General features: G+C 68.4%; 9 protein-coding genes and 1 tRNA gene. 7 read left to right on the plus strand and 3 right to left on the minus strand.

Annotated elements, in window-relative coordinates; genetic code table 11:
* The first annotated feature begins 114 nt into the window (after positions 1 to 114).
* From FBZ83_RS26075 to FBZ83_RS26085, 3 genes are all read left to right on the plus strand, one after another.
* Positions 115 to 3,465, plus strand: a complete 3,351-nt coding sequence (locus tag FBZ83_RS26075; protein ID WP_145689725.1) for a carbohydrate-binding domain-containing protein — start codon at positions 115 to 117, stop codon at positions 3,463 to 3,465.
* 290 nt (positions 3,466 to 3,755) lie between these two features.
* Positions 3,756 to 4,568 carry a uridine kinase gene (locus FBZ83_RS26080; RefSeq protein ID WP_145689727.1) on the plus strand — a complete coding sequence of 271 codons (813 nt, stop codon included), beginning with the start codon at positions 3,756 to 3,758 and terminating at the stop codon, positions 4,566 to 4,568.
* A gap of 13 nt (positions 4,569 to 4,581) precedes the next feature.
* Positions 4,582 to 5,415: a molybdenum storage protein subunit alpha gene (locus tag FBZ83_RS26085; RefSeq protein ID WP_145689729.1), complete on the plus strand. Its 834-nt coding sequence runs from the start codon at positions 4,582 to 4,584 to the stop codon at positions 5,413 to 5,415.
* 77 nt (positions 5,416 to 5,492) lie between these two features.
* On the opposite strand, the gene FBZ83_RS26090 is transcribed toward FBZ83_RS26085, so the two are convergent.
* The 3 genes from FBZ83_RS26090 to FBZ83_RS26100 form a co-directional block, all read right to left on the minus strand.
* Positions 5,493 to 5,783, minus strand: a complete 291-nt coding sequence (locus FBZ83_RS26090) for a hypothetical protein (RefSeq protein ID WP_145689731.1) — start codon at positions 5,781 to 5,783, stop codon at positions 5,493 to 5,495.
* Between the two features lie 234 nt (positions 5,784 to 6,017).
* Positions 6,018 to 7,223 (minus strand): glycosyltransferase family 4 protein, encoded by a 1,206-nt coding sequence (locus tag FBZ83_RS26095; protein WP_145689732.1) that lies wholly within the window; start codon positions 7,221 to 7,223, stop codon positions 6,018 to 6,020.
* Positions 7,224 to 7,272: 49 nt separating this feature from the next.
* On the minus strand, positions 7,273 to 7,965 hold the full coding sequence (locus FBZ83_RS26100) for a TVP38/TMEM64 family protein (protein ID WP_145689734.1): 693 nt from the start codon (positions 7,963 to 7,965) through the stop codon (positions 7,273 to 7,275).
* A gap of 957 nt (positions 7,966 to 8,922) precedes the next feature.
* On the opposite strand from FBZ83_RS26100, the gene FBZ83_RS26105 reads away from it, so the two are divergent.
* The 4 genes from FBZ83_RS26105 to FBZ83_RS26120 all read left to right on the plus strand — a co-directional run bounded on the left by FBZ83_RS26105 (position 8,923) and on the right by FBZ83_RS26120 (position 12,294).
* Positions 8,923 to 9,516, plus strand: coding sequence for a tripartite tricarboxylate transporter TctB family protein (locus FBZ83_RS26105; protein WP_145689736.1), 594 nt, complete (start codon positions 8,923 to 8,925; stop codon positions 9,514 to 9,516).
* Positions 9,513 to 11,018, plus strand: coding sequence for a tripartite tricarboxylate transporter permease (locus FBZ83_RS26110; protein WP_145689738.1), 1,506 nt, complete (start codon positions 9,513 to 9,515; stop codon positions 11,016 to 11,018). Before FBZ83_RS26105 ends, FBZ83_RS26110 begins: the two co-directional genes overlap by 4 nt.
* 77 nt (positions 11,019 to 11,095) lie before the next feature.
* Positions 11,096 to 11,764: a 4-carboxy-4-hydroxy-2-oxoadipate aldolase/oxaloacetate decarboxylase gene (locus FBZ83_RS26115; protein ID WP_145689740.1), complete on the plus strand. Its 669-nt coding sequence runs from the start codon at positions 11,096 to 11,098 to the stop codon at positions 11,762 to 11,764.
* Positions 11,765 to 12,219: 455 nt separating this feature from the next.
* A tRNA-Gly gene (locus FBZ83_RS26120) sits at positions 12,220 to 12,294 on the plus strand.
* Positions 12,295 to 12,313 lie beyond the last annotated feature (19 nt).

The raw sequence follows: 12,313 nt of genomic DNA on the forward strand, positions 1-12,313 counted from the left end.
GGGACCAATGTCACACACCCAATCGATAGTGGTATGCCAGCTTTGGAGCGCGAGGGAGCAATCCGCAACCCTCGGGACGGGCGGTTTCTCCGCCCGCAGGCTTCAGGATCCCGCATGTCCACGTCCCCGCAACGGACCATCGACATCCCGATCGTCGTGAACGCCTGGGGCGTGTCCGCCGGCCAGGCGCCGCATTTCCGACTGCTGGTCGATGGCGTGATGATCGGCGAAGCGTGGGTCGCCGCCACCTCCAGCACCCCTTACCGCTTCACCGCCACGGTCGATCCCGACCAAGCCCACCGGATTTCGATCTGGTACGACAACGACGGGGTGGTGAACGGGGTGGACCGCAACCTCTTCGTCGGCTCCATCCTCGTCGACGGGCAGGAGGTCAAATCCACCGACGCGCGGGCCACCTACGACAAGGGGGTGGTGGACGGGAAGGACGTGGTCCCCGGCCAGGTCGGGCTCTATTGGGGCGGACTTCTGTCCTTCGGCCTGGGCGAGGAGATGTTCGGCGGTCCGCTGGTCCGCCCCCCGCCCAAGCCGGAGGAGGTGATCACCCGGCCCATCCCCATCACCGTCGAGGCGGCGCGCGGCGCGTCCGCCACCGGGCTGGTGCGCTTCAAGGTCCTGGTGGATGGCAAGCCGGTGGGGGAGGCGGAGGCCGCGTCCGGCACCGCCGAACGCTTCACCTTCGGCGTCATCCTGGACCCGTCCATCGCTCACACGGTGCGGATCCTGCCGGTGGACGGGACACCGGCCGGCGCCCTGGCGCTCGGCGCCGTGACGGTGAACGGCAAGACCCAGGCCCCCCCGGCGCCGTCCAACGACGGCTCCGTCACCCTGGCGGTCGCCGCCCCCGTGTTCCAGGGCAGCGCGTCGGACACAGCGGCTCCGCAGGGTGACGCCTTCTACGTGGCGAAAAACGGCAACGACGGCTGGTCCGGGCGGCTGGCCAACCCCAACGCCGAGGGCACCGACGGCCCCTTCGCCAGCCTGGAACGGGCGCAGGCGGCCATGCGCGCCGGCAACGTCAAGACCACCTACGTTCGCGAGGGCTCCTACAATCTGACGAACACGCTCACCCTCGGCGCGCCGGACAGCGGCGTCCGCATCCTCGGCTATCCGGGCGAGCAGGCGGTCCTCAGCGGCGGCGAGCGGGTCACCGGCTTCACCTACGAGGGCAACGGCGTCTGGTCGGCGCCCCTGTCCGCGGCACCGGGGCTGGACGTCACCGTCGACGGCGTGCGCTACCGGCTGGCCTCCAAGGGCGCCTACGACCCGCAGGACCCGACCACCGGCTGGTTCGTCGCCGACGCGAGCGCCTATGGCGCCAGCAAGAACGCGCTGCGCTACCGGGCGGGCGACGTCACGACCGCCGATCTGGTGCCGGGCAGCCGGGTCCAGGTCTTCGACACAGAGCGGCTCCAGGACGCGATCCTGACCGTCGCCGGCATCGACACGGTGACGCGCACCCTGACCTTCACCGCCGACGCGCCCTTCACCATACGCGACGGCTCGACCTTCAAGCTGCTGGGCAACAGCGCCCATGTCGACCAGGTTGGGGAGTTCGCCTACCGCGCCTCGGACGGGCGGCTGGTCATCAAGGCGGGGGAGGATTTCACCGGAACCGGGGTGGAGGTCGCCCGGCTCGGCACGCTGCTGCGGCTGAACGGCGCCAACGGGGTGACGGTCCAAGGGCTGACCTTCGCCAACACGACGACGGACGGCAACGCGCTCGACGTCCTCAACGGCGACGTCAACACCATCGCCGGCAACAGCTTCGTGAACGTCGGCACCGGCATCCGGCTGACCCAGGGATCGGACCGCAATCTGGTCAGCGGCAATTACCTGGACCATCTCGGCATCAACGGCATCGCGCTGACCGGCCAGTCGATCGGCAACACGGTGACCGGCAACCGCATCCAGAACATCGGCGAGGTGCGCAAATACGCCGGCGGCATCATGGCGTCGGGGATCAGCGACACGGTGATCTCCCACAACGACATCGACCGCAGCGCGCGCTACGGCATCTCGGTCAAGAACTGGGACACCGCGACCATCAGCCTGAACAACGCCATCCTCTACAACCGCGTGCGCAACACGGGATTGGAGACGGCGGATTCCGGCGGCATCGAGCTGCTCGGGCGGTCGAACCTGAACACCGGCACGCGGATCGAGGGCAACCGGGTCGAGCACACCGGCGGCATCGCCACCACCAGCACCGGCCAGTGGCTGCGCGACTACAAAGGCTACGGCATCTATCTGGACGACCTGACCAGCGGCGTGACGGTGACAGGCAATTTCCTGCGCGACACCGCCTGGGCCGCCGTCATGATCCATGGCGGGCACGACAACACCGTCACCAACAACGTCAGCGTGCTCGGCGCCAACGGCGAAAGCTTCATCCGCATCGAATGGGTGCCCCTGGCGGGCGCGGCGGGCATTCCGGCGAACAACACGGTCACCGGCAACCTCGTGTCGGGGACGACGCCGCTCGGCGGCTACGTGACGATCCTGTCGGCCGGGCAGAACGCCATCGACGCCAACTTCCTGCATCAGGTCGGCGCCTACGGAACGAACGACCGGACCGGGGACCCGCTGTTCGCCGACGCCTACAACCACGACTACAGCCTGCTGCCGCTGTCCCCGGCGCTCACCGCCGGCCTCCAGGATCTCGCCTGGACGCTGATGGGCATCGTCTCCGGCGGCGGCACGGTGCCCCCGCAGGAGGGCGGCGGGGGCATCACCCCCTTGCCCCCGTCCGATCCCCAGACCAACCAGCCGCCCGCCCCGGTGCCGGTGCCCGACAACGGAACCCCCGCCACACCGCCCGTCCTCGAGCCTGACGGCGGCGCGCTGCCGACGTCGCCGGTCGCTCCGCCCGCCTCGTCCCCGCTTCCCGACGCCGCCCCGGAGCGGCCCTTCGTCCCCTTCAGCCGGACCGTCGGCGGGGTGCAGCAGGCCGTGGCCGCCTATGCCTACGAGGGGCCGGTGGCGAACCTGCAATGGGCTTTCCTGGGCACCGACGAGGACGAGGTGGTCGGCGGGTCGGACGGCAACGACTTCATCCATCTGATGGGCGGCAACGACGCTGCCTGGGGCGGCGCCGGCGACGACGTGCTGGACGGCGGATCGGGCTCCAACTGGCTGATCGGCGGGCCGGGCCACGACACCTTCTTCGTGGATGGCCGCGGGGGCGAAGTCACCTGGTCCACCATCGTCGACCTGGAGCGCGGCGAGTGGACAACCCTCTGGGGCTTCGTGCCCGGCCAGTCCCGGCTGACCTGGGAGGAGATGGGCGGTGCCGAGGGCTACAAGGGCGCCACGGTCCGCTGCGACATCGACGGCAACGGCACCATCGACGCCAGCATGACCTTCACCGGCAAGTCGGTGGGCGCGATGACCGTCACCACCGGCATGGCCGGCAATGATTCCTACATCGCGTTCATCACCCTGTAGCCGGATCCTATAACCGGACCCTGCAGTCGGGCCCGCGCGCAGGTCCTCGACAGACGGAACGGACCGTTGAATCAGGAATTTATGAGCGATGCATCGGCGTTATCACCGCGCCCTTCATAACGCCATGAAAAACAACGATCTTTTCATTTTGCGGGTTGACGCGACCGCGGGAAAGGCTCACGGTTCCGACAACGCTTAATACAAAAGTTAGTCTCCGATACGCCGTTTTGCGGGATCGGCAGGGCGGAAACGCACCGGCACGCCTTCGAACCGAAAGGGAACAGCCCCTCATGACCAGCACGACAGCGGAGCTTGAAGCGCTCCTCATGCAGCGGTCGCTGACCGACGCGCAGCTTCTGGCGGCGGCGGACGCCGCGGCGGACTTCCGCATCCTACCGAACGCGACGGTGCTCAAGATCGGCGGGCAGAGCGTCATCGACCGCGGCCGCGCCGCCGTCTACCCGCTGGTCGACGAGATCGTCGCCGCCCGCAAGGAGCACAAGCTGCTGATCGGGACCGGCGCCGGCACCCGCGCCCGCCACATCTACTCGATCGCGGCGGGGCTGAACCTGCCGGCCGGCCTGCTCTCGCAACTCGGCGGCTCGGTCGCCGACCAGAACGCGGCGATGCTCGGCCAGCTCCTCGCCAAGCACGGCATCTCCGCGGTGGACGGCGCCGGCTTGTCGTCGGTACCGTTATTCCTGGCCGAAGTGAACGCCGTCGTCTTCAGCGGTATGCCGCCCTACAAGCTGTGGATGCGCCCCGCCGCCGAGGGCGTCATTCCGCCCTACCGCACCGACGCCGGCTGCTTTCTGGTGGCCGAGCAGTTCGGCTGCAAGGCGATGATCTACGTGAAGGACGAGAACGGGCTCTACACCGGGAACCCGAAGACCTCCAAGAACACCACCTTCATCCCGAAAATCTCGGTGGACGAGATGAAGGCGAAGGGGCTGCAGGATTCGATCCTGGAGTTCCCGGTGCTCGACCTGCTGAAGAACGCCCGCCACGTCCGCGAGGTGCAGGTCATCAACGGCCTCGTCCCCGGCAACCTGACCCGTGCGCTCGCCGGCGAGCATGTCGGCACCATCATCACCGCGTGCTGAAGGACCACATCCCATGTCTGACATCACCAACAGCATCAAGCATGTGGCCTCGCCGCTCGCCCGCCAGACCCTGCTCGACGGCAGCCTGACCGCCCCGGTCGCCGGCGTCCGCCCGATCCGCCTGCTGCCCTGGCTGCAGGTCGTGAAGATCGGCGGGCGGTCGATCATGGACCGCGGCCACGAGGCGATCCTGCCGATCGTCGAGGAGATCCGCAGCGTCCTGCCGGAGCACCGGCTGCTGATCCTGACCGGCGCCGGCATCCGCGCCCGCCACCTCTACAGCGTCGGGCTGGACCTCGGCCTGCCGGTCGGCTCGCTCGCCCCGCTCGCCGCGACCGAGGCCGGGCAGAACGGCCACATCCTGGCGGCCCTGCTCTCGCCGGACGGCGTGTCCTATGTCGAGCACGGGACCATCGCGAACCAGCTCGCGGTTCATCTCTCCGCCGCCCGCGCGGTGGTGGGCAGCGCCTTCCCGCCCTACCACCACCACGAGTTCCCCGGTTCGCGCATCCCGCAGCACCGGGCCGACACCGGCGCCTTCCTGCTGGCCGACGCCCTGGGCGCCGCCGGGCTGACCATCGTGGAGGACGTGGACGGCATCCACACCACCGACCCGAACGGCCCCGAGGGCGGAACGGCGGAACTGCTGCGCGAGACCACCGCCGCCGAACTGGCCAAGCGGGGCGGCACGCTGCCGCTGGACGGCGCGCTGCTGGAGGTGATGGCGAACGCCCGCCATCTGGAGCGCGTGCAGGTCGTCAACGGGCTGGTTCCGGGCCGTCTGACCGCCGCGCTGCGCGGCGAGCATGTCGGCACCATCATCCGCACCGGTGCCCGGCCGCTCTGAGCGGTCCGGCAGGAACGACAAAGGCGTCCGGTGATGGCACCGGACGCCTTTGTCGTGGGGAAAACGCCGTCAGAAACTCAGTTGCTCGCCACCGGCTTGCGGACGGCCTTCTGGGCGTCGGCCTTCGCCACGGCCTTCACGGCGGGCGGCGCCATGTCCTCCGAGGAGGCCTGCTGAAGCCGGCCCTGCGGGCTCGCCTTCGACGGGAAGGCCACGGGCAGCAGCATCGCGGCGAAGACGGCGACGGCGATCAGGGTCTTCACGGCTTCCCAGGCGAAACCGCCGCGGCGCGGGATGTTGGAAACGTCGTCCGCCTCCAGGGCGGTCGCCGAGGCAGCCGGCATCGGCTGGACTGCGGTCATGGACATGGCAGGCACTCGTGTTCGGGTTCGCCGGATCGGTAACCCCACCATCGCAAGGGTCATGCCACGCCCCGTGCCCTCCCGGCCAATCCCATGCTTTCGTTTGGAAGTTATCTCAAAATCAAACCATTCCCGGGAATTCCAGCCGGCCGGCTCACCCGGCAAAATCTTCCCCGTGGCTGCCGGCTTCTGCCCAGCCGCCCGGAAAATATTGCCGCACGGAGTGTGGTCTTTTCCGCCTCAGGCCATCGCGCGGATCAGCGCGATCTGGCGGTCCAGACAGCGGAACAACTCGAACCGCTCCACCGCCGTCTCCCGCGCGGCTTGGGCCAGCGGGGCGAAGGCGCCGGGGTCCTGCAGCACGGCGATGGCCTTGGCGGCGATGTCGTCGGGGGAGAAGAAATCGGCCAGCAGACCGTTTTCGCCGTGCCGGAGAACCTCCCGCACCGGGGCGGTGTCGGAGCCGATCACCACGCAGCCGAGCGCCATGGATTCCACCATCGACCAGGACAGCACGAAGGGATAGGTCAGGTAGACGTGCGCCCGCGACAGCCGCAAGACCGACAGATACTGGTCGTAGGGAAGGTGCCCCAGGAAATGGACGCGCGCCGGGTCCAGCGGCACCTCGGCCAGCATGGTTTCCCGCCAGCTCTTCCCGCCGGGGGGCGCCGAACCGTAGCTGACCTCGTCGCCGCCGGCGATCAGCACATGGGCCTTGGGCCGCGCCTCCAGGATGCGCGGCAGGGCGCGCATGAAGCTGGGGAAACCCCGGTAGGGCTCCAGGTTGCGCACGGCGTAGGTCAGCACCTCGTCCTCGCGCGTCAGCACCGTCCCGTTCCCCAGCGTGACTCGGATGCCCGGGTCGGGAAGGAGCTGTGCGGTGTCCACCCCGTCGTGGATCACCTCGATCTTCGGGTGGAACGCCGCCGGGTGGGAGTCGCGCTGCCACGCGGTCGGGGCGATGCCGCGGTCGCAGGCCTCCAGGGCCAGCAGCAGCGGCGTGCTGCGCATGCGCAGCCGCAGCACCGTGTCCATGTTGACCGGGACCGACGGGTCGAAGCCGACGTCCAGCCCCTGGGCGCGGTAGAAGAACTCGCAGTAGTTCAGGTAAGGGGTGTTGGGGAACACGTCCTTGACGAACAGCGTCTCGCCCCAGCCCGGATGGCCGACGATGACGTCGGGGCGGAAGCCCTCCTCGCGCAGGCCCATCAGCAGCCGGGCCGCGGCCTGGCCGTGCAGCACCGCGTTCTCGGTGGACACCAGATAGGGATGCGCGTTCTCCCGCGGCTTGCGGCTGGGCTGGTAGGAGAGCCGGCGGACGTTCGGAATGTCCCGGTCGGTGCGCTTGGTGATGAAGACGACGCGGTTCGCCGGGTCGGCGGCCAGGCGGGCGGCCAGATGCTTGTACTGGCCGGGCATGTTCTGGTGGATGAAGACGATGTTCATGGTGTCTCCGCAAGAGATCGCGCCGGACCGTTCTGGTGAAACCCGGCCGTCAGGCGCGCCCGGCGCCGAACTTCTCGCGCAGCTTCGGCCCGACCTTGGGCAGCAGAACCGACAGGATGAGCAGGCTGAGCCCGATGACGGTCGGCGCGATCCAGTCCGGCTTGCCGGCCAGGGCGTGGTCGCCCGCGGCACCGAACTGCACGAAGGCGACCGTCATCGGCAACTGCCCGACCAGCGACCCGAAGGCGTAGGCGCCGAGCCGCACCCGCGTCAGCCCGAGCGCGTAGTTCACCCCGCTGTGCGGCAGCACGGGAACCAGCCGCAGCATGGCGACGGCGCGCCAGCCGCCGGTCTCCAGCCGGCGCAGGGCGTCGCCCCAGCGCGCGCCATCCAGGGCGGGGACCAGCCCCGCGCAGACGTAGCGGGTCAGCAGAAAGCCGGTGGAGGCGCCGATCACGCTGCCCGCCGCCGCCAGCACCCCGCCCCACCAGACGCCGAAGACCAGCCCGGCGACCATCGCCATGACGGAGCGCGGGAAGAACAGCAGGCTGGCCAGGATGTGCAGAAGCAGGAACAGCACCGGTGCCGCGGGGTGGTGGCGCAGGACGTCCTGAAGCGCGTCCATCCCGAAGGCGCCATGCCACGCCCACCAGGCCCCGGCCCCACCGAGCAGGAGCAGGACGAGCAGCCCCCGCCCAAGGTTGCGGAGGGTGGACAGGGAGGGCGTGCGGCGCTCGGCCATGATGCGGGCCTTCGGTTCGACGAACGGGGCTTCTATGGTCCGGCCTGCATATCACGGGCGCTACCGCGCCGCGAGAGACGATCGCGCGGACGCCGGGCGCGCGCCCGCAGGCCAGGGGCAAGAAAAAGGCCGCAGCCAGGAGGCGCGGCCTTCAAGTCTAGGGAGGAAACGCCCAAAGGGCATCCGGGACTCAATCTATGCTGCATCGCAGCAAAGGTCAAGCCCCCGCTGAGCGGCCTTCGCTGAAAAGACGCCGCCCCTTGCGGTTTCCTCCATCCACCTTGGGATGACAATGTCCAGAAAAAGAAAAGGCTGCAGCCGGTGAGGCGCAGCCTAGTTCTGGGAGGGAGGAAACCAAGAGAACTTGGTGAAGCCATTTATGAGCTGATTTGATTAACAGCGCGTAAACAGGCCATCTATTCCGAAGACATACTCATTTTTTGATGAAGATCAAAAGCCAAGCTCCCGCTTGGCCAAAGCCCGCTTGGTCGAAGAAAAGACGCCTTGCTGCGCAGCGGCAAGCGACGCCGCGGCGGCGATGCCCCGCCCGCCGGGCCGTCCCAACCGCCTCGCCATGGACCGTCAGGAACGGATCAGCGTCAAGCAACGCGCTCCGGGGCAACGGCAACGGCTGGCCGCCGGCAAGGCAAGACAGGGGAAAAGGCCACGCTCGGCCTCATCGGTCCGCCGTGCATTCGAAAACACTCATCAACCGTTAAGGGACTTATCGATCAATAAAGCAATCCATTTTCGGCAAGCGCGACGTCAGTTGCGTCATTTTGATGGGTATGATCGGCGCTATTGCTCTTCTGAGTAATCCGGATAGGATGAATGAACAACGATCAATAAGGGTTTCCTGTTAAATTTTACCTTTATGCTTGCAAACCTCGCCCGACTGTCCATCCCAGCCGGAATTCCCCCTTCCGAAAGCCGCCCATTGAAAGCCATGGAAGACCCATGCCGAGCCTGCCCTTTCCAAACCTCCGCCCCTCCTCGTCCGTGGCCACCCCACCCCGCGGCCCGTCCGCCACGCCGTTCGGCACCGCCCCGGCTGCATCCCGGAACGCGGCGGCCGATGAGCGGACGCCGCTCCGGATTCCGGGGCGGGCCTCGCAGGACTTGGCTGCGGGCCTGCTGATCACGTCCTTCGGCCTGATCGCCCTGTGGATGGGGCGCGACTGGCCAACCGGAACGCTCGCCTACGTGCAGTCGGGCTTTTTCCCGCGGATGATCGGAGCGCTGATGGTGCTGGCCGGCGCCGTGGTGACCGGCCGGAGCCTGCTGGCCCACGGCGCCGCCCTGCCGTCCTGGGGCTGGCGCCCGCTGTTCGGGGTGACGGCGGCGGTGCTCGCCTTCGCCGGGACGGTGGAAACCCTGGGGCTGGTGCCGGCGGTGCTGATCCTGGTGGGGGTGGGCAACCTGGCCGGACAGCCGCTGCGCCCGGTTCCGCTGGCGCTGCTGGGCGGCGCCTTGGCGGCGGGCTGCGTCGCCCTGTTCGTCTGGGGGCTGGGCCTGCCCTTGCAGGTCTGGCCCCTGGGGGTATGGCCATGACGGACCTGATCGGCAACCTGCTGCTCGGCCTGACGGTCTCGCTGTCCCCGGACAATCTGCTGCTCTGCTTCGGCGGGGCGCTGATCGGCACGCTGATCGGCGTCCTGCCCGGCCTGGGGCCGACCGCGACGGTGGCGATGCTGCTGCCCCTGACCTTCCACCTGCCGCCGGTCGGCGCGCTGATCATGCTGGCGGGCATCTTCTACGGCTCGCAGTATGGCGGATCGGCGACGGCGATCCTGGTGAATCTGCCGGGCGAATCCTCCTCGGTCGTGACCTGCCTGGACGGCCACGCTATGGCGCGGCAGGGCCGGGCCGGGGTGGCGCTCGCCACGGCGGCGCTCGCCTCGCTCTTCGCCGGCATCGTCACGACCTTTCTGATCGCCGTGGCCGGCCCGCCGCTGGCCGGGGTGGCGCTCGCCTTCGGACCGGCGGAATACGTGTCGCTGATGCTGCTCGGCCTGATCGGGGCGGTGACGCTGGCCCACGGCTCGGTGGTGAAGGCCATCGCGATGATCCTGCTGGGCCTGCTGCTGAGCATGGTCGGCACCGACGTGAATTCCGGCGACACGCGCTTCACCTTCGGCCTGCCGCAGCTCTACGACGGCATCGACTTCGTTCCGCTCGCCATGGGCCTGTTCGGGCTGGCCGAGATCATCGCCAGCCTGGAGCAGACCGGCGGCGTCGGGCGGACCACCGCCCCCATCGCCAGCCTGTGGCCGAAACGCGAGGATGTCCGCCAGGCGTGGCCGGCGACGGTGCGCGGCACGGTGATGGGCGCGCTTCTCGGCATCCTGCCCGGCGGCGGCGCCACGCTCGGCTCCTTCGCCGCCTATTCGCTGGAAAAGAAGGTGTCCCGCCACCCGGAGCGCTTCGGCCAGGGCGCCATCGAGGGGGTGGCCGCACCGGAGGCCGCCAACAACGCCGCCTCGCAGGCCTGCTTCATCCCGATGCTCAGCCTGGGCATCCCGCCCAACGCCATCATGGCGCTGATGATCGGCGCCATGACCATCCACGGCATCACGCCGGGGCCGCAGATCATGGTCAAGCAGCCGGAGCTGTTCTGGGGCATGATCGCCAGCATGCTGATCGGCAACGTGATCCTGGTGATCCTGAACCTGCCGATGATCGGGCTGTGGGTGCGGCTTCTGCGGGTGCCCTACGGCTATCTGTTCCCGGCCATCCTGGTCTTCTGCTGCATCGGCACCTACACGCTGAACAACAGCGCCTTCAACGTGCTGCTGATGGCCCTGTTCGGGGTGCTGGGCTACGTCCTGCGCAAGCTGGACTGCGAGCCGGCGCCGCTGATGCTGGGCTTCGTGCTGGGCCCCCTGCTGGAGGAGAATCTCGGACGCGCCCTGCTGCTGTCGGGCGGCGACCCCACCGTCTTCGCCACCCGCCCGATCAGCGGCAGCCTGCTGGCCGTCGCCGCTCTTCTGCTGCTCGTGATGGTGATGCCGGCGATACGGCGGCGACGCGACGAAGCCTTCAAGGACGAGTGAGTCCGAATGTCCTTTTCTCCCCGCCCGCCCTCCTCCGGGAAGCGGGCGGCCTTCACGCCGTGAAAGGTGCCTGTGCGATGACCGTCGTCAAAGAGTTCCCCCGTCCCGCCCCCGATCTGGTCGCCGCCTTCCGCGGCCAGTCCCCGGCCACGCTGCACGAAGCGATGGGCAAGAAGGGCGCGATGTCCTTTCCGATCAAGCCGCTTTATCCGGGCATGACGCTGTTCGGCACCGCGGTGACCGTGTCCGGCGGACCGACCGACAATCTGATGATCCACGCCGCCATGGCGCTGACCCGTCCGGGCGACGTGCTGGTGGTCGATTTCAAGGGCATGACCGAGGCCGGCCCGTGGGGCGACGTGCTGACCGAGGCGGCGCTCCAGCGCGGCTTGGCCGGCTTGGTGATCGACGGCTGCGTGCGCGACGCCGCGGCCATCCGCCAGATGGGCTTCCCGGTCTTCTGCCGGGGGACCAGCATGAAGGGCACCACCAAGACCCAGCCCACGGGCGATGTGAACACCCCCATCGTCTGCGGCGGCGTGATGGTCATGCCGGGCGACATCCTGGTCGGCGACGACGACGGGGTGGTCGTGGTGCCCCAGGCCGAGGCCGCCGCCGCGCTCGCCAAGGCGGCGGAGCGCGAACGGATGGAGGAGGGGCTGCGCGCGCAGTTGCGCGCCGGGCGGACGACGGTGGAGGCGTTGGCCCTGGAGGCCTATCTGGAGGCCGGCGGAATCGCCCTGTGACGTGAAGCCCTATGACGTGAAGCCCCGTGGCACGAAGCCGCTGACACGGAGCGCTGTGACGCCAAGCACTGCGCCGAGACGGGCGGGGCCAAGTCCCGCCCGCCATCGCCCGGAGTGGTATTACCGGATTCCGGCAAAAGAACGACGGCGGACAAAAAAAAGCCGCGTCCGGACACGAGGTCGGCGCGGCAGACTAATGCTCTTGGAGCATCGTGATGTTTTTGGTTTCCTCCCCAGACCTCAAGGCCTTTGTTTTGTGAAGGGAAATTTCCACAGTCGGCACTGTGAAGTCAACAGCATTGAGTGGGTTATAACTTTAAGCCTAACGCTCCCTCCGATGCGCAGGAGACGGCGACCGATTTCCTCCGGCGTGAAAAATCAAGCGGAGGCCGAACAGAGGGCTTGCGTTCCGCCGGGCCGGTGCGGTATCTCCCTGCCTCCTTCGTTGGAGCGGCGCGGGCGTAGCTCAGGGGTAGAGCACAACCTTGCCAAGGTTGGGGTCGAGGGTTCGAATCCCTTCGCCCGCTCCAATATCGCGAAGACCAATTC

This window comes from Azospirillum brasilense, from assembly GCF_007827815.1.
Lineage (GTDB): Bacteria > Pseudomonadota > Alphaproteobacteria > Azospirillales > Azospirillaceae > Azospirillum > Azospirillum brasilense_C.

Coding starts and splice junctions, on each gene's coding strand:
- FBZ83_RS26075 (WP_145689725.1), top strand. CDS start 115: ATGTCCACGTCCCCGCAACGGACCATCGACATCCCGATCGTCGTGAAC.
- FBZ83_RS26110 (WP_145689738.1), top strand. CDS start 9,513: ATGACGGACCTGATCGGCAACCTGCTGCTCGGCCTGACGGTCTCGCTG.
- FBZ83_RS26100 (WP_145689734.1), bottom strand. CDS start 7,965: ATGGCCGAGCGCCGCACGCCCTCCCTGTCCACCCTCCGCAACCTTGGG.
- FBZ83_RS26085 (WP_145689729.1), top strand. CDS start 4,582: ATGTCTGACATCACCAACAGCATCAAGCATGTGGCCTCGCCGCTCGCC.
- FBZ83_RS26105 (WP_145689736.1), top strand. CDS start 8,923: ATGCCGAGCCTGCCCTTTCCAAACCTCCGCCCCTCCTCGTCCGTGGCC.
- FBZ83_RS26090 (WP_145689731.1), bottom strand. CDS start 5,783: ATGTCCATGACCGCAGTCCAGCCGATGCCGGCTGCCTCGGCGACCGCC.
- FBZ83_RS26095 (WP_145689732.1), bottom strand. CDS start 7,223: ATGAACATCGTCTTCATCCACCAGAACATGCCCGGCCAGTACAAGCAT.
- FBZ83_RS26080 (WP_145689727.1), top strand. CDS start 3,756: ATGACCAGCACGACAGCGGAGCTTGAAGCGCTCCTCATGCAGCGGTCG.
- FBZ83_RS26115 (WP_145689740.1), top strand. CDS start 11,096: ATGACCGTCGTCAAAGAGTTCCCCCGTCCCGCCCCCGATCTGGTCGCC.